The organism is Pseudomonas profundi (genome assembly GCF_008638305.1).
In the GTDB taxonomy this organism is placed as follows: domain Bacteria; phylum Pseudomonadota; class Gammaproteobacteria; order Pseudomonadales; family Pseudomonadaceae; genus Halopseudomonas; species Halopseudomonas profundi.
On the sequence record NZ_VTPZ01000001.1, the window covers coordinates 142,644 to 161,698 of the forward strand.

Below are 19,055 nucleotides of genomic sequence, written 5' to 3' on the forward strand. Positions count from 1 at the left end.
AGACGCCATGAGCCAAATTAGCTGGCTGAGCCCACACAGCCTGGACTTCCCCTCTACAGAACACGCACTGGCGGACCCCAACGGGTTGCTGGCGGTAGGCGGCGACCTCTCCCCTGCCCGCCTCGAACGCGCTTATCGGCTCGGGATCTTCCCCTGGTATCAGGAGGGTCAACCTCTGCTGTGGTGGAGCCCCGACCCGAGGACAATACTACGCCCGGAAAAACTGCATGTTTCACGCAGCATGCGCAAATTTCTCCGGCACACGCCATTCAAGGTCACCCTGGACCAGGATTTTCCGGCAGTCATGGCGGCGTGCGCAGAACCCAGGGACTACACTGATTCAACCTGGATCACATCGGACATGCAGACAGCGTATTGTGAACTGCATAAACGCGGCATCGCCCATTCCGTGGAAGTATGGGATGGGGCGCAGCTGGTTGGCGGGTTATATGGCGTCGCACTGGGCAAGGTGTTTTTCGGCGAATCCATGTTCAGCCGCCGGACAAACGCATCCAAGACCGGTTTCATCCGCCTGGTGGAGTGGCTTGACGAATGTGATTTCGAGCTCATCGATTGCCAGATGCCGACTGACCACCTGTTCAGTTTTGGTGCAGAAAGCATTTCTCGACGTGAGTTCAGATCCCTGCTCACGCGGCTCTGTGCTGACGGCACGCCTGACTGCTGGCGGTTTCTTTGATGCGCCTGAGGTACCGTCCTATACTCCTGAGAAAAGCGTATCGAAGCCACGACCATGACTGATCTGTCACATCTTAAATTCTACGCAACACAACCCCACGCCTGCAGCTATCTGCCGGAGGAGCAGGCTACTACCCTGTTTCTGGACCCGCAGAAACCGATCGATACGGTGACCTACAGTCGGCTGTCCGAGCTGGGCTTCAGACGCAGCGGAGATCACCTGTACCGGCCACATTGCCGCGCGTGTTCCGCCTGTATCGCCGCCCGCCTGCCCGTTGAGGCTTTTTCACCCAGCTCGGCCCAGAAACGTATTCTCAAGCGCAATCGCGATCTGGTAGTGACCGGCACCATTCCCGAGACGACTGAAGAAATCTATGCGCTGTATGCACGCTATATCGAAGCCCGCCATGCTGATGGCGATATGTATCCACCCAGTCGCGAACAGTTCAGCTCGTTTCTGGTACGCAAGTGGCCATTCAGTATCTTTTACGAGTTCCGCCTGGAGGGGAAATTGCTGGCGGTGGCGGTTACCGATCAGATGATCAATGGCCTGTCTGCGGTTTACACGTTTTATGATCCGGACGAGCACCGGCGTAGCCTGGGCCGTTATGCGATCCTCTGGCAGATCGAAGAAGCCCGCCGGTGCAACCTGCGCGCAGTGTATCTGGGATACTGGATCAAGAACTGCAAGAAAATGAACTACAAAACCGAATACCGCCCCATCGAGATGCTGGTCAATCAGCGCTGGGTTGCCGTCAACTAAGCTGACATGATTTCGCTGACAACGCCGCAGCAAACCCTTCCGACCCGCCCCCGCGCATTTTTTCCAGGCAGTTGCGAACCGAAGCCGCGCGTCTCCGTCATATATTTGGGCGCCGAACTTGGCTGTCGGGCCGTTTTAGGGCACAATTGCTCACCTTTTTTGCGGGCATGATTTTAATGGCCCGCTTAATGAACCGAAATTGAGAGGCCTTTGCTTAATGGCGAAAGAAGACAGTATTGAAATGGAAGGCACCATCATCGACACCCTGCCTAACACCATGTTCCGCGTTGAACTGGAAAACGGCCACGTCGTGACTGCCCATATTTCAGGCAAGATGCGCAAGAACTATATCCGCATCCTGACCGGCGACAAGGTCCGTGTCGAATTGACTCCGTACGACCTGACCAAGGGCCGCATTACCTACCGCGCTCGTTAATACCGGGCCGACCCGCCAATACCCACGACAACGCCAATTCCTTCGATTACTCCATCCGATGGTACTTCGGATGGCGTTGTTGCGTGGCTGAACGATGCTCCTGGCCTACAGTCTTAACTGCTGATAAACGCAAGCCTGGCGATGGCCGCTCCCACCCCGCCAGCCAGTCGCTTCACAGCAGCTATTACGAGTAGACCCGCGCCTGCCCGCGCGGCCAGCCTGGAGTTCTGAATGACAGATAAAGGTGACCCTAATTCCCCCCGCGCCGTTGCGACTCGAGCCATGGTCCAGGCCAGCGTTCTGGCGTTGGTCGTTCTGTTCTGCATCGTTTCATGGCTCGCTTTTGAATTTCTGCTGCTGATCTTTGCTTCGATTTTGTTTGGCGTGCTGTTTAATGGCGTAGCCCAATGGGTTACCGACAAGACAGGCATGCCCTATAGTATTTCGCTGCTGCTTTTTTTCGTTGTACTGATCATCGTGCTGGGCGCAGCAGTGATCCTGCTCGCTCCAAGCATCAGCGCACAGTTTGAATCCCTTGCCGACAACCTTCCGCGTGCGATCGAGCAATGGCGGGCGCGGGCAGAAGATTCCACCTGGATGAAGTTCGTTCTGGAACAACGCGAACGCCTGGAGCAGGCGGTAGAACAAAGCACCGGGATTTTCAGCGTAGTGACGGGCGTCCTGTCATCGATCACCGGTGCATTCAGCAGCTTCGCCATCGCTTTCATACTGGGGATCTGTCTGAGCATCAGCCCTGGGTCGTACATCGGCGGCTTCCTCAAGCTCATTCCGCGTGGCTATCGCCCCCGCGCCAAACAGGTGTTGCTTGAAACAGGCTCCACATTGCAATCCTGGCTGATCGCCAAGCTGCTGGAAATGCTGGTAATCGGCGTATTTACCACAATCGGATTGTGGCTCATCGGAATAGAGCTGGCATTGGTACTCGGCCTGATAGCTGGCCTGCTCTCGTTTATCCCCAACATTGGCCCCATCCTCGCAATCATTCCCGCGATACTGCTTGCCTCGCTCGACGGCACGGAAACCGTGCTCTGGGTCATAGCGTTGTATATGGGTATCCAGGCCATTGAGAGCTGGGGGTTAACGCCCTGGCTGCAACACCGCATCGTGGAGATGCCACCGGCTCTTACCATCAGCATCCAGATACTGTTCGGCCTGCTGGCCGGTACGATCGGGCTGATCCTGGCCACCCCGCTTGCTGCCGCCGGAATGGTGCTCATCAACATGCTTTATGTGCAGGATATGCTCGGTGATCACGCCGAGGATCAAGGGATCGACTGACGCCCGACTGAAAACAAAGCAGCCCGCGATATACGCGGGCTGTTAACTGCTACAGGACCATATCAAGCCGTATTAACGGGCTATGTATTTGCCCAGCTCCACCTTGCCAATAGACGCACGATGCACTTCGTCCGGACCATCAGCCAGACGCAGTGTCCGCTGCATGGCGTACATATGTGCCAATGGCGTGTCTTCGGAGACGCCCGCACCGCCGTGCATCTGGATCGCCCGGTCGATCACCCTCAGCGCTACGTTAGGTGCTACAACCTTGATCTGGGCAATCTCGCTTTTGGCGACCTTGTTACCAACCGTATCCATCATGTAGGCAGCATTGAGCGTCAGCAGACGGGCCTGATTGATCTCGATGCGCGATTCGGCGATCAGGTCGATATTGCCACCCAGTTGCGCCAGACGCTTGCCAAAGGCTTCCCGCTCAACAGAGCGGCGACACATCAATTCCAGAGCGCGTTCGGCGGCGCCGATGGAGCGCATGCAGTGGTGAATACGTCCAGGCCCAAGACGACCCTGGGCGATTTCGAAACCGCGTCCTTCACCGAGCAGCACGTTGCTGTACGGCACGCGCACGTTATCCAGAACGACTTCCGCATGGCCATGGGGCGCGTCGTCATAGCCGAATACCGGCAACGGGCGAATGACTTTCACGCCGGGTGTATCCATCGGCACCAGGATCATCGAATGCTGTTGGTGACGCGGCGCATCGGGGTTGGTCAACCCCATGAAAATCATGATCTTGCAACGCGGATCGCAGGCGCCGGATGTCCACCACTTACGGCCATTGATGACCCATTCGTCACCTTCGCGGTGAGCATTGGCCTGCATGTTGGTCGCATCGGATGACGCTACGCCCGGCTCGGTCATACCGAAGCACGAACGGATTTCGCCTTCGAGCAATGGCTTGAGCCACTTTTCTTTATGCTCTTCGCTACCGTAGCGCACGATGGTTTCCATGTTGCCGGTATCCGGCGCGCTGCAGTTGAATGCCTCGGAAGCCAGCCCGGAACGCCCCATCAGCTCAGCCAGCGGAGCGTACTCGAGGTTGGTGAGGCCCGCACCCAGCTCGGACTCCGGAAGAAAGAGGTTCCACAATCCCTCGGCCCTTGCCTTCTTTTTCAGTTCCTCGACAATGGCGGTCGGCTGCCAGCGGTCGCCTTCATTGACCTGCTGATGAAAGACCGATTCGGCGGGGAAAACATGTTCCTGCATAAAGGCGTCTACGCGCTCACGCAGTTCCTTGACCTTGGGGGAGTATCCGAAATCCATAGCTCTTCGCCTGTGTGTTGTTGATGACAAGACGATGCTAGATGAGAAATCCGAATTTATCGAAGGCATTTCCGGCGTGTATTAACATTCATATAATCAATATATACTCTTGCGAATCTAACAAGCACTCGTGTCTCGGATTCGAGGCATACCGACGAAAGGATTAATTGCGATGAACCTCGGTAAAGTCGATCTGAATCTGTTCATTGTATTTGACGCCATTTACACCGAAGCCAACCTGACCCGCGCCGGCCAGATCGTCGGCATTACCCAGCCAGCAGTGAGCAACGCGCTGGCCCGGCTCCGTGAAACCTTCAATGATCCACTGTTCGTGCGCACCGCTCAGGGTATGGTACCCACGCCGATGGCGCAGAACATCATCACCCCGGTTCGTCATGCGCTGCAATTGCTGCGTGTATCGGTTCAGGAAAGCCGGAGCTTCAACCCCGACCAGGCCACCAAGACATTCCGCATCAGCATGACCGATCTGTCGGAAGCGGTGATTCTGCCGCACCTTGCGTCACGCATCTGCCGGCTTGCGCCTAACGTCAATATCGACAGTTTCCTGACCAAGCGTCGCGAGACAACCAAGGAACTGGCCGCCGGGCGGCTGGATTTCGCCATCGATGCACCGCTGAATACCGATACCCAGGTACGCCACGTAAAACTGTTCGAAGACCGCTACGTGTGTGTCATGCGCAAAGGACACGCGTTGGCCAGCAAGGCGAAGCTGACCCTCGACGATTATCTTGCCCAGTCACATATTCACATCTCCAGCCGGCGCAATGGGCTGGGTCATGTCGATCTGGCCCTGGGCAAGATGGGACTTCAGCGGCGCGTGGTGCTGCGTTCGCAGCACTACCAGATGGCACCTCTGGTACTCGAGTCCACCGATATGGTGATGACCGTTTCCGAGCGCTTCGCGCGTCGGCATAACCTGCACTGGACGGCACTGCCGATCAGCGATGTTCCAGCGATCGAAAGCCATTTATTCTGGCACGAAAGCACCGATCAGGACCCGGCAAACCGGTGGATGCGAGAACAGATTATTGAGTTAAGTCAGCAGCTTGAGCGCAGAGACTCGAAAGAGCGCGAAGAAATTGTAGCCTGCTAGTCGCTCAACGGATCACGTCTGAATAACAGGGGCGGTGCACTCGTCAAGCCACCGCCTCCCCCGCTGCAGATTGCTGATACAACAGCTGTTGAGCGGCCAGCTTCCCCAGCGTCATCACTGCTCGCTCAGTCTCCTGATCCCACGGGATCCCGCAGTTCAGTCGTAAACAATGATTAAACTGATCGGTATTACTGAAGACCAGACCGGGCGCGATACTGATGTTCTGCTCCAGAGCCTGGTTGAAAAGAATCTGCGCATCCACCTGTGCCGGCATACTCACCCAGAGGATGAACCCGCCCCTTGGCCGCGAAATGTGCGTACCCGGCGGAAAATACTGCTGCACCGCCAATTGGAAGCAGCTCAGATTCTTGCGATACTCCTGCCGTACATGCCGCAGGTGGCGGTCGTAGCCACCGTTTTCCAGGTAGGCTGACACCGCCATCTGGCTGACGCTGCAGGCAGACAGCGTCGTGAATGTTTGCAGTTTCTCGATAGCGTCCTGCTGCGGGCCGGCGATCACCCAGCCTGTTCTCAAGCCGGGCGAAATGGTTTTTGAAAAGCTCGAGCAGTACATCACTGTATCCGAACGATCAAAGGCTTTTAGCGCCCGCGACTGACCATGATCGAACATCAGTTCACCATACACATCATCTTCGATGATGCGGATATTGCGTTGCGCCATCATCCCCACCAGCGCCCGCTGGCGATGTTCAGGCATGGTCGCGCCCATCGGATTGCCGGCACGGCTGGTCAGCACCAGTGCCTTGATTGGCCACCGCTGGGCAGCCTCTTCCAGCGCTTCCAGACTCAGGCCTGACTCGGGGTCGGTGGGGATTTCAATTACCTTCAGGCCGAGCAGCTCACATAGCTGCACCAAGCCGTAGTAGCTTGGCGATTCACTGGCAATCAGATCCCCCGGCCTGGTGATGGTGCGCAGACAGAGCTGCAAAGCCTCGACACATCCGTTAGTGATGACGACCTGAGCAGGATCGACCACAGCGCCAGCGTCGCGCATGCGCATGGCTACCTGCCGGCGCAAAGGCTCGTATCCCGGGCTGAACGAATAGCTGAACGCGCTCTGCCCATGGAAGCGGGTAACCTTGCTCATTTGCTGGTGCAAGGCACGCAACGGGAGGTATTCGCTGGAGGGCACGGCGGCGCCAAGCGGAATCACGCCGGTTCGACGTGACTGGCGAAGAATTTCCGCAATGATACCGCTGCGAGTCACCGCATGCGGTGACTCGATTCGGGACATCGCAGGTGTAGGCGCGGTCAGCGCCGGCGAACGGTGCACGTAGAATCCTGACTGCGGGCGCGCCCGGATCAGGCCTTGATCCTCGAGTGTCGCGTAGGCCTGAAGCACCGTGGCATGACTCACACCCTTCTGCGTACTGAGCTTGCGTACCGAGGGCACTCGCTCGCCGGGCTGATAGAACCCTTTGACGATGTCTTCAGCGAGCTGCTGCGCTATACGCTGATACAAAGGTACCGACATGAGCCGCCTCCCCGACGCCGCTTTCAGGCCAGCGCAGACGCTGCTACCACCGGCCATGTATTGAACCGTCACAGGGTATCATTTCCGCATCTGTTATGGTCCTGAGCACGTACGCAAAAACTGTATCGTATTACTCGCTCACTCCAGGACCTGGCTCGCCTTCGGTCTTTTCAGGCATGAACTGGCTCGCCCACTGGTTTCGATATTTTTCCAACAGGCGCCGCGGCTCACCCTGATTGACTACCTTGTGCATCCCCAACGCCAGGGCCGAACGAAGCGCAGGCGAATTGCAGGCAGAATTGTGCGAGACGGTGTAGTACAGATTCTCGTTGATCAGCGAGCCTTCCAGCACATCCAGCTCGTCGGTAATACCCAGCTTCTCCGCCACCGCCAAGCCCTGGTATCGCTCGTAGACGACATAGTCCGCGCGGTCGCTCAGCAGCGACTCGAAGGATTGCTCGACCGAAGGTACTCGTTCGATATCAAGATGAGTTTTCGCGTAGGTATCGAAAGCCGAACCGAAGCTGTTATCGACCAGCGTGCTGCCGCGCTTGCTCTGCAAGTCATCCCAACCACCGTACGGAAACGCCTGCCCCTTGCGCACAAACAGAACGCTGGGAATTTCCACATAGGACGGATAAACATAGTCCATGAACGCCAGGCGTTCGGGCGTAAGAAATGCGCCGGCCAGCATGTCTACACGACCACTGCGCGCCTCTTCCTGAGCCCGCGACCAGGGTCCGGTGTTCATCACTTCAATCGCTATCCCCGTGCCTTCAAGCGCCAGCTCCAATAGCTCGACGCCAGCGCCGATCAGTTTGTCTTCATCCTCAGGGTCGACCCAGAGGACCGGGGGATACTGCGGGTTTCCAGTCACCACGATACGCTCGCACGCACCCTCCGCCGAATACGCGTGGCCTGTGCCAAGCAGCATCATCGCCGCCAGGGAAGATTTCGCCCATCGCTTCATATTGTCTCCTTTGAATCTCGTGGTCGCCCACACACCCTAGGGTCTGTTGCCGTTTCATCGCGAGCCGCGTTGCTGTGTCAAATGGCGGCAGGCCGGGCGGCGTTCCGCAAGGCGCGGGACGCAAGTAATGGTTGTTCCCTTGCCAAGTCCCGCAACGCCGTATGGCGTCATTTGCCACGCAACCTAGGCGGCCCCACCCGAAGGGACGAGGCCCGTTTAGCGCAGCACTGCGTTACTCGTCGCTCATTTGGAACCACCACAAAAACGCCTGGAGCGTTTTTACGCGTAAGCCCCGAAGGGGTGAAACACATGGATGTGTTGAACAAATTACACTCCTCGCGCCTTGTTCTGCACTAAACGGGCCTCCGTCGCGGCCGCGATGAAACGGCAACAGACCCTAGACCGCTCCACTATGAAAGCGAAATTCAGTATCGGGCTGCGCGACTGCTTGAGCTTCGATCCCGGCGAAAAACGCGATACGTTCATCGATGGGACCATCAGCATATTGGCGGGCCAGGGTCAGGTAATCCTGATAATGGCGAGCCTCGGATTTCAGAAGCGAGCGGTAAAAATCGGACAATTCGCTATCCAGGTGCGGTGCCAGACAGGCGAAGCGCTCACAGGACCGCGCCTCTATAAAGGCACCGATGATCAGGGTATCGATCAGACGTCCTGGCTCGGTGGTCCGCACATGACCGCGCAAGCGTTGCGCATACTGGCTGGCCGACAAGCCGCGGTAGATGACACCCCGCTTGGTCATCAACGCGGTAACCTGCTCGAAATGGCGCAACTCTTCCCGCGCCAGGCGCGACATTTTCTGCAGCAGCTCCGGCTTGTCGATATAGCGGAACATCAGATTCAATGCGGTCGAGGCCGCTTTTTTCTCGCAGTTGGCATGATCGATCAATAGCTCTTCGGGGTGCTTGAGCGCCTGGGCGATCCACGCGGAGGGTGTCGGGCACGGCAGAAAAGCCATTAATTCTTCCGGAAGGGTCATGAATACTCTTATATGTGAACGAATACTGATCCGCGAATTATACGGGCAGCGTCGCCGGTGGCACCAATGCTACGTTGACGCAAATCAACACCGCTTCGTTCAAAGCAGACTACATTGAACAAGTAACACCCAGGAAGGCGCTGAAAAAATGCGCAGACTTGCCATCGAAGGCACAAGCAGACCGGGCCCCGGCCCGGATTGAGTGCTATATAAGTATTATGCGCGGGGCTTTGGCCCTGACAGGTCGAGCTTTACAGTTTTCAGCGAATTTCTGATCAGCGATATGCTTGGAAAAACAGGGAGCACCATGCAAGCCATTAAACGTATTCTGGTCGTCATTGATCCGAGCCAGACAGAACACCTCGCGCTGACACGCGGTAAATTGATCGCCGGCGTCATCGAGGCCGAACTGCATTTGCTGGTATGCGAAAACCGGCAGGATTACACGCCCCTGCTGGAAACGCTCAGCACGGATCTTCGCAGCGAGGGTCTGGCTGTCTCCCATACACAGGCCTGGCATAACAGCATGACCGACACCGTCGTGCAGGTGCAGCGACGCGAGGGGTGTGGGCTGGTCATCAAGCAGCATCTGCCCGACAGCGCGCTGAAGAAAGCCCTGCTAACGCCGGATGACTGGAAACTGTTGCGCTATTGCCCGGCCCCGGTATTGATGGTGAAAAGCGCTGATTCCTGGATGGGTGGCAAAGTCCTGGCTGCGGTCGATCTGGGCAACCACGACGATCAACATCATGTGCTGCATGACACCATCGTCAGCCATGCCGCTGATATCGCGGAGATGATCAACGGGGAAGTCCACCTGGCCAGCGCCCACCCGGCGCCGATGTTGTCAGCCGCCAACCCGGTATACCAGCTGCGCGAGGATATCGCGCAGCAGTACACCGAAGAAGCCGCCAAGTACGTCAACCAATACGGCTTGAATCCCTCCCAGCTACACGTTGACGAAGGGCCCGCCGACAGCTTGATTCCGAGAATGGCCAAGCAGCTCGGTGCCAGCGTTACCGTGATCGGCACCGTAGCGCGCAAGGGTATTTCCGGAGCCCTGATCGGCAACACGGCCGAAGTCGTGCTCGATCAGTTGCATAGCGATGTACTGGTACTCAAACCCGAAGACATGCTCACCCATCTGGAAAACCTGTTGGAGAAATAAGCCGAGTGGCAGGGTCTGTTGACCCTGCCCTGCCCATCCCACGCCTGGCCGTCACAACATCGAACAGCCAAACACGCCAGAATCTCGGCCGGTTGATCGAAGGATTCTCATCCCGCGGTCTATCCGCACCGTAGCTTAACTTTAGACAAGGCTTACTGTAGAATCGGCGCGCCGTTAGGGAGTGTGACAGGCGTTTGCCCGCAACCATATTGTATCTGCCAACCCAGTTACCAGGTTGCCCCCACCAGATCGGGCCTGCGCTTGCACCCAACCTCAGATCCGGCGTCATGGTCCGTGAGGATGACCGTTCCGTTACAAACGGAACAGACTGATGAGGGTAATAACTGTGCTTGAAGCCTATCGCAAACATGTTGAAGAGCGCGCCGCCCAGGGCATCGTGCCTCAGCCGCTTAACGCCGAACAAACCGCTGGCCTGGTTGATTTGCTGAAGAACCCGCCCGCTGGTGAAGAAGAATTTCTGCTCGACCTGCTGACCAACCGCGTACCTCCAGGGGTCGATGAAGCTGCCTACGTCAAGGCTGGCTTCCTGTCCGCCGTTGCCAAGGGCGAAGCTGACTCTCCACTGCTGACCAAGCTGCGCGCCGTTGAGCTACTTGGCACCATGCAGGGCGGCTACAACATCGCGACTCTGGTTGAGCTGCTCGATAACGAGGAGCTGGCAGCCACCGCTGCCAAGGAGCTCAAGCACACCCTGTTGATGTTTGATGCCTTCCACGATGTTGCCGACCGCGCCAAGCAAGGCAACGAGCACGCCAAGGGCGTACTGCAGTCCTGGGCTGATGCCGAGTGGTTCACCAACCGCCCTGCCGTTGCCGACAAGGTCAGCCTGAGCGTCTTCAAGGTGCCCGGCGAAACCAACACTGACGACCTCTCACCTGCCCCTGATGCCTGGTCACGTCCGGACATCCCGCTGCACGCGCTGGCTATGCTGAAGATGGCTCGCGACGGTATCGAACCCGACGAGCCTGGTGTGGTTGGCCCGCTCAAGATGATCGAAGAAGTGAAGTCCAAGGGCTTCCCGGTCGCCTACGTCGGCGATGTGGTCGGTACTGGTTCCTCGCGCAAATCGGCTACCAACTCGGTGCTGTGGTTCTTCGGTGACGACGTTCCCTACGTGCCGAACAAGCGTGCCGGCGGCTTCTGCTTCGGCAACAAGATCGCTCCCATCTTCTATAACACCATGGAAGATGCCGGCGCCCTGCCCATCGAATTCGATGTCTCCGATATCAACACCGGCGACGTGATCGATGTGTACGTATACGAAGGCAAGGTATGCAAGCACGGCACTGATGAAGTCATCACTACCTTCGAACTGAAAACTCAGGTTCTGTTGGACGAAGTACGCGCTGGCGGCCGTATTCCGCTGATCATCGGCCGTGGCCTGACCGAGAAGGCCCGCACCGAGCTGGGTCTGGGTCACTCTGATCTGTTCCGCAAGCCTGAACAGCCAGCTGCAAGCACCAAGGGCTTCACCCTGGCGCAGAAAATGGTCGGCAAGGCATGTGGTGTTGAAGGCGTTCGCCCTGGCACCTACTGCGAACCCAAAATGACCACTGTCGGCTCCCAGGACACCACTGGCCCGATGACCCGCGACGAGCTGAAGGATCTGGCTTGCCTGGGCTTCTCGGCTGATCTGGTTATGCAGTCGTTCTGCCACACTGCGGCCTATCCGAAGCCGATCGATGTCACCACTCACCACACGCTGCCTGACTTCATCCATAACCGTGGCGGTGTTGCACTGCGTCCGGGTGACGGGATCATCCACAGCTGGCTGAACCGCATGCTGCTGCCTGATACCGTCGGTACCGGTGGCGATTCGCACACGCGTTTCCCGATGGGTATCTCGTTCCCGGCCGGTTCTGGTCTGGTTGCCTTCGCCGCAGCAACTGGCGTGATGCCGCTGGATATGCCCGAATCCGTACTGGTGCGCTTCAAGGGCGAAATGCAGCCCGGCATCACCCTGCGTGATCTGGTCCATGCCATCCCCTACTATGCGATCCAGGAAGGTCATCTGACCGTTGAGAAGAAAGGCAAGAAGAACGTCTTCTCTGGTCGCATTCTCGAAATCGAAGGTCTGGACAACCTGACTACCGAGCAAGCGTTCGAGCTGTCTGACGCCTCTGCCGAGCGTTCCGCTGCCGGCTGTACCATCAAGCTGAGCGAAGAGTCGATTGCCGAGTACCTGAAATCCAACATCGTCCTGCTGCGCTGGATGATTGCCGAGGGTTATGAAGACGCCCGTACGCTGGAACGTCGCGCCCAGGCCATGGAAGCATGGTTGGCTGATCCGCAATTGATGAAGGCCGACGCTGACGCTGAATACGCTGCCGTGATCGAAATCGATCTGGCTGACGTTAAAGAGCCAGTGCTGTGTGCGCCTAACGATCCGGACGATGCCCGTCTGCTGTCCGAGGTTGCCGGTCAGAAGATCGATGAGGTCTTCATCGGTTCCTGCATGACCAACATCGGCCACTTCCGCGCGGCCGGCAAGCTGCTGGAGAAGAACAAGGGTACCCTGCCGACCCGTCTGTGGCTGGCTCCGCCGACCAAGATGGATCAGTTCCAGCTTACCGAAGAAGGCTACTACGGTATCTACGGCAAGGCTGGCGCGCGCATGGAAATGCCGGGCTGTTCGCTGTGCATGGGTAACCAGGCGCGCATCGCGGCCAAGTCTACTGCGGTCTCCACCTCCACACGGAACTTCCCGAACCGTCTGGGTGATGGTGCCGACGTATTCCTGGCCTCCGCCGAGCTGGCTTCGGTTGCTGCGATCCTGGGTCGTCTGCCGAGCGTTGAGGAATACATGGGCTATGCTGCGCAAATCAACAGCATGGCCGGCGATATCTATCGCTACATGAACTTCAATGAAATCGCCTCGTACCAGAAGGCCGCAGCGTCCATCCCGGTCGCCCAGGTCTAAGCATCAAGCACGACAGAAACCCCGCTCCGGCGGGGTTTTTTGCGTCTTCGGGAAGCAACTCGATTGCTGCGCAGTTCGGTGCCTTTCTTGCAACAAACGGAACGTTGCTCAGGTGTGTGAGTCTGATGGCTGTAACCATTTATCACGAGGAAACACCCATGAAGAAAGGGCTTTTCGCCATCTTTTGCGCCTTCGGTTTGCTGACACTGGCCGGCTGTGCAAACGAGCACATCATCAGCACCCATGACGGGCGCCTGATCGAAGCCGAGAACAAGCCGGAGATTGATGAGGATACCGGCTTGATCGAATACGAGGACAAGGATGGACGCTACAACCAGATCCCACAGTCTGAAGTAAGCGAAATCCAGGAACGTTAAGATACTGGCCGGACTCCTGTCCGGCTTTTCGATTGACCGCACCTCTTCCCCCTCGGTCTCTGTCTCTCCTCCTGTTCTCTGTCCCTCCTCCTGTTTTTCCACCAGCCTCACGCTCCGGCATTTCTACGTTACGGAATACCGCCACAAAACGGAGCACGGTGGATTCAGTTTCGCAGTCAACGCTGGCACTATGGCCGGGCACGGCGTATGCAGCAGCGGCCACCGCCGGCGAAACGGGTCATCGACAGGGAAGGCAAACAATGGAATGGCGCAGGTTTCATTACATCTGCAGGCGCAGCCACAATCAGTACAGACCGGGCGACAATCTCAGACAATGCATTGAACGCGCTGAAAGCGACGCCGGAGGCCAGTTCTACGGCACCGCACGAACCACCGACACCTTGCCCTATCGCCTGTTACAGGAACTCAAGCAGGCATCTGATACCCGCTTGGCCCACAGCGCCCTGCAGACCTATGGCCAGGTCGATTTCTCCGACGCTCTGAGCGAACCGCTCCAATTCAAGCGAGTCATGATTTACCTGGGCTATGTTACCTTCGTCTTATTCGTTACCAGCTCCCTGTACCAACTGAAAGTCGCGCCGGCATTTCTGGATGTACTACAAAGCATGCCCGTACCCACCCCACCGGCACTATCGGCGTATCGGGGACATTGGGTCATCTTTTCACTCTTGATTTTGGCGCTGCTGCTCGGTGTGCTGGTTATTGGCTACCGGTTGCGGGCGCTGTTTCGCTACCAGCCCCGGCTGCAGCAAAGCTTGAGTTATCGCTTGCTTACTCCACCCCGAACCCGGCGTGCGTATGCCAGGGTTCTCGAAATAGCAGCCTTCCCCGTCTCCATGTGTTCAGGCTACCGAGCCGCGGAACAATCCGAACTGACTACTCACCTTGCCGGCGTTACAGCATCTGGCATGGATCTCGGACGGGAAGTACAGGACCTGATCCGCCAGACCGGAACGCATCTGACCGCATCCTGCGAAAAGCAGATGCGTGTTCTGTCGGTAATGGTATCGGTGATCATCATTGCGGCCATTTTCAGTTTCGTAGCCAGCGTCTACTCGCCGATCTTCTTTCTTGGGGAAAGCGTATGAAGGACACGAAGGGATTCACTCTGATCGAGCTGATGGTGGTGGTATCCATAATCGGCATCCTGGCGTCGATGGCATTGCCCTCTTATCAGGTCTATATCCAGCGCAGCGAAGTGACCGAAGCGTTGACGATGGCTGCTACGGTTCGCCAGAACATCAATAATTACTACGTCGAGCATCTTGAGTTTCCCGCTGACAATGCCGCCGCAGGGCTTCCCGCCCCGACGCTGCTGATCGGCAATCGAGTCACCGGGGTAACCGTGGCTGGTGGTGCGCTGCATGTGATGCTGGGCAACAAGGCGTCCCGGCCACTGCAAGGCAAGACGCTCACGTTCAGGCCAGCAGTAGTCAGCGGCAGCCCGGCAAGCCCGATCAGCTGGCTGTGTGGCTACGACGCCCCGGTGACCGGAATGGAAGCAATCGGGTCGAACAATACCGATCTGGACAACAATTTTCTGCCTGCCGCCTGTCGCGCGAGAGCTGGATCACCGGCCTCATGACCGTCGCATGGCCTATAAACGGACTTACCCATGAATAGAGAATATTTCGTACTCGCCCTGGTTATTCCCCTGCTACTGGCTGTCGGGAATGCTCAGGCGCAGTCATTCAGATGCGACCGGGGAATCGCCAGTGTTCAGGATTCCAAGGCAGCGATATTGCATAAATGCGGCGAGCCCTCGATGCGCGATTCCCATTGCCGCGAGCCTGTCGTCATCAAACGAAAGAAGCAGGCTTGCATCAGCGTCGAAGAGTGGACCTACAATCCGGGACCTGGCCGGTTCATGATCCATGTGCAGTTCGAACAGGGCGAAGTTGCAAGCATTGAACGTGGCGAGCGTATTAGCAATTGAACCGGAACCAGCCCGGGCAGCACTTGAAACAGCAACCCAGATGACAGGGAGGTAACCCCATGCATATCGAAGTAAGCATTTACCGCGACAGAATGGAGTTGGCCACAGAAGGACAGAATATGACGGTTCGACCCGCCGCCCCCTACTCAACCAGACGTTTACTTGTCGGCACCTTCAAGCCGGCGGAAGATTGTCTGAGGGACGGCCTGCACAAGATAGGCGCCTTCGGCTTCCTCAAGCGCAAGCCGACACTGATCCTCATCCCGCGCGAGCTGAACGATGGGGGCATGTCCGAAGTGGAACAACGGTGCCTGACCGAACTAGGAATGGGCGCCGGTGCGATCAAGGTGGAGGTACTCTAGGCCCGTTTTAACATGACCTGGCACGTCCATCGGGCCGGTGCGCTCGCACCGGCTAATCATGCTCCCACTCGCTGTCGCTCTGAAAAGCCTGAAACAGAGGCTTCCAACTTCAGGCTCTGCTAAGATCCCGTCAGGAAATATACCCGGAACCGGACTCCGCACTTCATCCATACCTCGTATTCATTCTTTCAGTGGAGTACCGAATGAAGCCAGCTCTGATGTCCGCCGTAACCCTCGCCCTTCTCGCCGGTTGTGCGAACCAGGACATGACACCCAATGCCGGGCCGATCTCGCATGAACGGACCGAGAATTGTAAAGCGACCACCAAAGCCGAAATCGCAGCGCTATTCCAGGATTGGAATGCTGCCCTGCAGACCGGCGACCCACAGCAGGTTGTCGATCTTTATGCCAACGACTCCATCCTGCTACCGACAGTATCCAACCAGCCACGCCTGGCTGCAGCGGAAAAAGCAGACTACTTTCAGCACTTCATGCAGGACCGTCCGAGTGGCTCGATTGATCTGAGCAGTATCGAAATTGGCTGCAATATGGCGGTTGATGCGGGTCTTTATAGCTTCGCCTTCGCCGACACCGGGACCGTAGTGCGCGGCCGCTACAGCTTCACCTACCGCTGGAACGGTTCGCAATGGCTGATTACCAGCCACCATTCCTCGAAAATGCCTGAGTAGATACGACTGGGCAAGGAGCCGGTTTCCTCCCTGCCCATCCTGCTCGCAGCCTGTCGTATGCGCATTCTCCCCGGCCCGCGCGGTCTTGCTTCAGCTACTGGCTTCGCGGCTTCGGTGGAGAAAACGATGCTTGAGACCGAAAACCGCTGCGCACATGATCATGACCAGAAGCGCATCGAGCAGCCAGCGCAGCGCTGCCATGCCCATCAAGCCCAAATCACCGGCAACCAGCCCCATCCCGACCAGAGCCATGCTCGGAATCAGTGCCAGAGTGACCATGACGCCTGTAGTCAGCACTGATTTCTGGGCACTGATGACTACAGCACCTGCGATCCCACCGAACCCGGACACCCACAGGCTGGTGAAGGTGATACTGCTCCAGAAGCCGACCCAGTGATTCTTCATGAATGAAAGCGATGCGCCCGGATTCCACCATTCAAGAACCAGTGTTGAAAACGCTGCGCCAATGATCATCATCAGATTGCCGACCACCACCGACTTGAGCCCGGATGGCACCAGTTCGCGGATGCCCGATACCAGCCCAAACGGCAGGCGCGCGAGCGGCTCGAAGGCCGGTGCGATCAGCATTGCTCCGATCACTACATGTAGCGTATCGGTCCATAAACCACCTGCTGCAATGGCTCCGGCGAGTGCCATAGCCAGGACGTAGTTAATCGACAGATTGGTGTCGGAACGCAGCATGAACGCCATTTCGTCCCAGACCGTCTCGTCCGACTCGCCGTTCAGCATCTCCTGATTGCCGGGGCTGACGACGCTGGTGAGTGAACTCATCTGCAAGCTGCCCTGACGGGTGATATCCATCTCATCGAGGATGTTCAGTACAGCCCGCATGCGCTGGTTCACCACCGCAACCGACACCACGTCGCCCTCAGGTTTAACCGATGCGCCGCGCTGCAGATCGATACTGACGACGCCGTCAATGGCCGACAGGCTGCCGATCAGTGCTTCGCTCTTGTCCGACGAAAGGCTGATTTTTATCGCGCGCGGCATAGGCGCTACCCCCTCAATAGCTGCCTCTGTTGTCCAAGCGCAACGAGGCTTTTAAAGAGGAGCCGAAAGCAGCGGGTTAGTTCCGCCGACAGAGCCGGCGGAGTGAGTAACAGATCGATAGCCAGCGCGGGCTGGTTGGCCAATAGCGAGGCGTCACCAGCGCAAGGTAATCTGGCACGCGGCAATCCTGCCGCCGGATACAATCGAGTCGGGTGCCGAACTGCATGGGCGAAAGACCGGGCAAGGGGCAGCTTCGCTCCCCGCCCGTCCTGGCGAGTGATTTTAGAACCTGTAGATTGCCGCTGCACCGCTGCGACCCGGCATGCGTTCCGCCGGAACCACATCTACATCGCCCCCGCGTTCGAGTACCAGCAGAATCAGCTCATCCAATACATCCGTTGCAGTACGGTCACCGGTTTCATCGAGCAATACCGCACCGGTATCGCGGTCAACCTGGCCGGGTACCTCGCGGTCTGCCTCGACCAGTAACGTACCCACCTTTCCCTGGGCGGCTGCGCTGCCGATTTCACGTAGATCGTCAGTGGCCTGGTTCTGCGGTTTCGATGTCGCGTACTGCTCGAGGATGCCGCTCAAACGCTCGCTGTTGCGACGCTCCATCAGCTCGTTGCTGCGTTGTTGCAGTGCGCGGACGTCGAGCGAGCCCTGTCCGAGGTTGATGCCCTCCTTGAGTATTTTCGGGTTGTGGCTCTGCGCCCGGAAAAACGACTGGTTCTCTGGCAGCCCGGCCAGTATCAAAGGCAAACCAGAGGGACGCGAATAGTGATCCAGGATCGCCCGGTCGACCACCCGGAAGAAACGATCCCGATCGTGATCTATTTCGGCCTGCTTGTCAGGACCACCGGCTTCGTGCATTTGCGGGTCACCCCGCTCGCCCGCCGAGCTATAACCACCGGGATGGCCCGACTGGCCTTTTTCCGTCAGTTCACTGCCGAGGGCCTTATCCAGGTTTCGAGGTACTTCCGGGACCAGCTCTACCTCATCAAGCACGTCGCTATTACCTTCGAACAGGCGAACCTTGTCCCGTGCCAGACACAGCACCTGATAGCGATCGGAGGACTGTACGATGCGCAGTAGTGGCTTCAGGTACGGATGCGAATTGACTATCACGTATTCCGGCACCGTCTGTTGCAGCGAGAAAACCCTGAAGAAGTTTTCACCGCACAAAACGGCGATTCCGTCGCGCTGATAGATCCAGAAGTCGTGGTCATCAAGCAACGCCTCGAAGGGCTTCATCAGCGCAGCGGCATCAGCCTCGGGGTGCTGCGCTTGCAGCCGCTCGCGTAGCTCTCGCAGCATGTTCTTGTAGCGGATGGGGTCCTGCTCCCGTTCCGGAAAACTGCGGTGGGTAGGCATATAGAGGGAAAGGCATGTCTGCTTCTCCATCTTTATCAGCTCATTCAGGGTTTCTCGGGAAATTCTCTCAGACATGGCTGACTCCTCGATGGGTAGGGTGAAATACAGAACGACTCCCTGCTGAA

Annotated in this window: 19 protein-coding genes; 13 read left to right on the top strand and 6 right to left on the bottom strand. The window is 57.6% G+C overall.

Annotation, left to right across the window (positions count from 1 at the left end; translation table 11 throughout):
- Positions 1-7 precede the first annotated feature (7 nt).
- The 4 genes from aat to FZE95_RS00715 all read left to right on the top strand — a co-directional run bounded on the left by aat (position 8) and on the right by FZE95_RS00715 (position 3,194).
- Complete coding sequence (gene aat / locus FZE95_RS00700) at positions 8-697, top strand: leucyl/phenylalanyl-tRNA--protein transferase (protein ID WP_150298897.1); 690 nt, start codon at positions 8-10, stop codon at positions 695-697.
- Positions 698-751: 54 nt separating this feature from the next.
- On the top strand, positions 752-1,459 hold the full coding sequence (locus FZE95_RS00705) for an arginyltransferase (protein ID WP_150298898.1): 708 nt from the start codon (positions 752-754) through the stop codon (positions 1,457-1,459).
- Positions 1,460-1,676: 217 nt separating this feature from the next.
- Complete coding sequence (gene infA, locus FZE95_RS00710; protein ID WP_080050557.1) at positions 1,677-1,895, top strand: translation initiation factor IF-1; 219 nt, start codon at positions 1,677-1,679, stop codon at positions 1,893-1,895.
- 231 nt (positions 1,896-2,126) lie between these two features.
- Positions 2,127-3,194 carry an AI-2E family transporter gene (locus FZE95_RS00715; RefSeq protein WP_150298899.1) on the top strand — a complete coding sequence of 356 codons (1,068 nt, stop codon included), beginning with the start codon at positions 2,127-2,129 and terminating at the stop codon, positions 3,192-3,194.
- A gap of 72 nt (positions 3,195-3,266) precedes the next feature.
- Here FZE95_RS00715 and FZE95_RS00720 read toward each other — a convergent pair whose 3' ends face one another.
- Entirely contained in the window at positions 3,267-4,475 is a 1,209-nt protein-coding gene (locus FZE95_RS00720; protein WP_150298900.1) for an acyl-CoA dehydrogenase, read from the bottom strand.
- Positions 4,476-4,647: 172 nt separating this feature from the next.
- On the opposite strand from FZE95_RS00720, the gene FZE95_RS00725 reads away from it, so the two are divergent.
- Positions 4,648-5,589 (top strand): LysR family transcriptional regulator, encoded by a 942-nt coding sequence (locus FZE95_RS00725; RefSeq protein ID WP_150298901.1) that lies wholly within the window; start codon positions 4,648-4,650, stop codon positions 5,587-5,589.
- Positions 5,590-5,632: 43 nt separating this feature from the next.
- Here the strand turns inward: FZE95_RS00725 and FZE95_RS00730 are convergent, their stop codons facing one another.
- The 3 genes from FZE95_RS00730 to miaE form a co-directional block, all read right to left on the bottom strand.
- Positions 5,633-7,084 (bottom strand): aminotransferase-like domain-containing protein, encoded by a 1,452-nt coding sequence (locus FZE95_RS00730; RefSeq protein WP_223824916.1) that lies wholly within the window; start codon positions 7,082-7,084, stop codon positions 5,633-5,635.
- Between the two features lie 130 nt (positions 7,085-7,214).
- Complete coding sequence (locus FZE95_RS00735; RefSeq protein ID WP_150298902.1) at positions 7,215-8,054, bottom strand: substrate-binding periplasmic protein; 840 nt, start codon at positions 8,052-8,054, stop codon at positions 7,215-7,217.
- 397 nt (positions 8,055-8,451) lie between these two features.
- A complete protein-coding gene (gene miaE, locus FZE95_RS00740) occupies positions 8,452-9,051 on the bottom strand; it encodes a tRNA-(ms[2]io[6]A)-hydroxylase (protein ID WP_150298903.1) in 600 nt (199 codons plus the stop codon).
- Positions 9,052-9,358: 307 nt separating this feature from the next.
- Between miaE and FZE95_RS00745 the strand changes: the two genes are divergently transcribed.
- From FZE95_RS00745 to FZE95_RS00780, 8 genes are all read left to right on the top strand, one after another.
- Complete coding sequence (locus FZE95_RS00745) at positions 9,359-10,219, top strand: universal stress protein (protein WP_150298904.1); 861 nt, start codon at positions 9,359-9,361, stop codon at positions 10,217-10,219.
- Positions 10,220-10,565: 346 nt separating this feature from the next.
- Positions 10,566-13,160 carry a bifunctional aconitate hydratase 2/2-methylisocitrate dehydratase gene (gene acnB / locus FZE95_RS00750; RefSeq protein ID WP_150299324.1) on the top strand — a complete coding sequence of 865 codons (2,595 nt, stop codon included), beginning with the start codon at positions 10,566-10,568 and terminating at the stop codon, positions 13,158-13,160.
- A gap of 125 nt (positions 13,161-13,285) precedes the next feature.
- A complete protein-coding gene (locus tag FZE95_RS00755) occupies positions 13,286-13,537 on the top strand; it encodes a YgdI/YgdR family lipoprotein (RefSeq protein ID WP_223824917.1) in 252 nt (83 codons plus the stop codon).
- Between the two features lie 260 nt (positions 13,538-13,797).
- Entirely contained in the window at positions 13,798-14,646 is an 849-nt protein-coding gene (locus tag FZE95_RS00760) for a hypothetical protein (protein WP_150298905.1), read from the top strand.
- Entirely contained in the window at positions 14,643-15,143 is a 501-nt protein-coding gene (locus tag FZE95_RS00765; RefSeq protein ID WP_150298906.1) for a pilin, read from the top strand. The genes FZE95_RS00760 and FZE95_RS00765 overlap by 4 nt, the downstream gene beginning before the upstream one ends.
- 30 nt (positions 15,144-15,173) lie before the next feature.
- The gene (locus FZE95_RS00770) at positions 15,174-15,494 is read left to right on the top strand and encodes a DUF2845 domain-containing protein (RefSeq protein WP_150298907.1); all 321 of its coding nucleotides are present in this window, start codon (positions 15,174-15,176) and stop codon (positions 15,492-15,494) included.
- 59 nt (positions 15,495-15,553) lie between these two features.
- A complete protein-coding gene (locus FZE95_RS00775; protein ID WP_150298908.1) occupies positions 15,554-15,856 on the top strand; it encodes a hypothetical protein in 303 nt (100 codons plus the stop codon).
- A gap of 203 nt (positions 15,857-16,059) precedes the next feature.
- Positions 16,060-16,545: an SgcJ/EcaC family oxidoreductase gene (locus FZE95_RS00780; RefSeq protein WP_150298909.1), complete on the top strand. Its 486-nt coding sequence runs from the start codon at positions 16,060-16,062 to the stop codon at positions 16,543-16,545.
- Positions 16,546-16,635: 90 nt separating this feature from the next.
- Here the strand turns inward: FZE95_RS00780 and FZE95_RS00785 are convergent, their stop codons facing one another.
- Both FZE95_RS00785 and FZE95_RS00790 read right to left on the bottom strand, forming a co-directional pair.
- Positions 16,636-17,556, bottom strand: coding sequence for a DUF389 domain-containing protein (locus tag FZE95_RS00785; protein ID WP_150298910.1), 921 nt, complete (start codon positions 17,554-17,556; stop codon positions 16,636-16,638).
- A gap of 282 nt (positions 17,557-17,838) precedes the next feature.
- Positions 17,839-19,005, bottom strand: coding sequence for a baeRF3 domain-containing protein (locus tag FZE95_RS00790; RefSeq protein ID WP_150298911.1), 1,167 nt, complete (start codon positions 19,003-19,005; stop codon positions 17,839-17,841).
- Between the last annotated feature and the right edge of the window lie 50 nt (positions 19,006-19,055).

Excerpts from the sequence above, each read along its gene's own strand:
- FZE95_RS00760 (WP_150298905.1), top strand. The coding sequence starts at position 13,798 with ATGGAATGGCGCAGGTTTCATTACATCTGCAGGCGCAGCCACAATCAG.
- FZE95_RS00715 (WP_150298899.1), top strand. The coding sequence starts at position 2,127 with ATGACAGATAAAGGTGACCCTAATTCCCCCCGCGCCGTTGCGACTCGA.
- FZE95_RS00770 (WP_150298907.1), top strand. The coding sequence starts at position 15,174 with ATGAATAGAGAATATTTCGTACTCGCCCTGGTTATTCCCCTGCTACTG.
- FZE95_RS00730 (WP_223824916.1), bottom strand. The coding sequence starts at position 7,084 with ATGTCGGTACCTTTGTATCAGCGTATAGCGCAGCAGCTCGCTGAAGAC.
- miaE (WP_150298903.1), bottom strand. The coding sequence starts at position 9,051 with ATGACCCTTCCGGAAGAATTAATGGCTTTTCTGCCGTGCCCGACACCC.
- FZE95_RS00745 (WP_150298904.1), top strand. The coding sequence starts at position 9,359 with ATGCAAGCCATTAAACGTATTCTGGTCGTCATTGATCCGAGCCAGACA.
- FZE95_RS00755 (WP_223824917.1), top strand. The coding sequence starts at position 13,286 with ATGGCTGTAACCATTTATCACGAGGAAACACCCATGAAGAAAGGGCTT.
- FZE95_RS00735 (WP_150298902.1), bottom strand. The coding sequence starts at position 8,054 with ATGAAGCGATGGGCGAAATCTTCCCTGGCGGCGATGATGCTGCTTGGC.
- FZE95_RS00775 (WP_150298908.1), top strand. The coding sequence starts at position 15,554 with ATGCATATCGAAGTAAGCATTTACCGCGACAGAATGGAGTTGGCCACA.
- aat (WP_150298897.1), top strand. The coding sequence starts at position 8 with ATGAGCCAAATTAGCTGGCTGAGCCCACACAGCCTGGACTTCCCCTCT.
- FZE95_RS00705 (WP_150298898.1), top strand. The coding sequence starts at position 752 with ATGACTGATCTGTCACATCTTAAATTCTACGCAACACAACCCCACGCC.
- FZE95_RS00720 (WP_150298900.1), bottom strand. The coding sequence starts at position 4,475 with ATGGATTTCGGATACTCCCCCAAGGTCAAGGAACTGCGTGAGCGCGTA.
- infA (WP_080050557.1), top strand. The coding sequence starts at position 1,677 with ATGGCGAAAGAAGACAGTATTGAAATGGAAGGCACCATCATCGACACC.
- FZE95_RS00725 (WP_150298901.1), top strand. The coding sequence starts at position 4,648 with ATGAACCTCGGTAAAGTCGATCTGAATCTGTTCATTGTATTTGACGCC.
- FZE95_RS00765 (WP_150298906.1), top strand. The coding sequence starts at position 14,643 with ATGAAGGACACGAAGGGATTCACTCTGATCGAGCTGATGGTGGTGGTA.
- FZE95_RS00785 (WP_150298910.1), bottom strand. The coding sequence starts at position 17,556 with ATGCCGCGCGCGATAAAAATCAGCCTTTCGTCGGACAAGAGCGAAGCA.
- FZE95_RS00780 (WP_150298909.1), top strand. The coding sequence starts at position 16,060 with ATGAAGCCAGCTCTGATGTCCGCCGTAACCCTCGCCCTTCTCGCCGGT.
- FZE95_RS00790 (WP_150298911.1), bottom strand. The coding sequence starts at position 19,005 with ATGTCTGAGAGAATTTCCCGAGAAACCCTGAATGAGCTGATAAAGATG.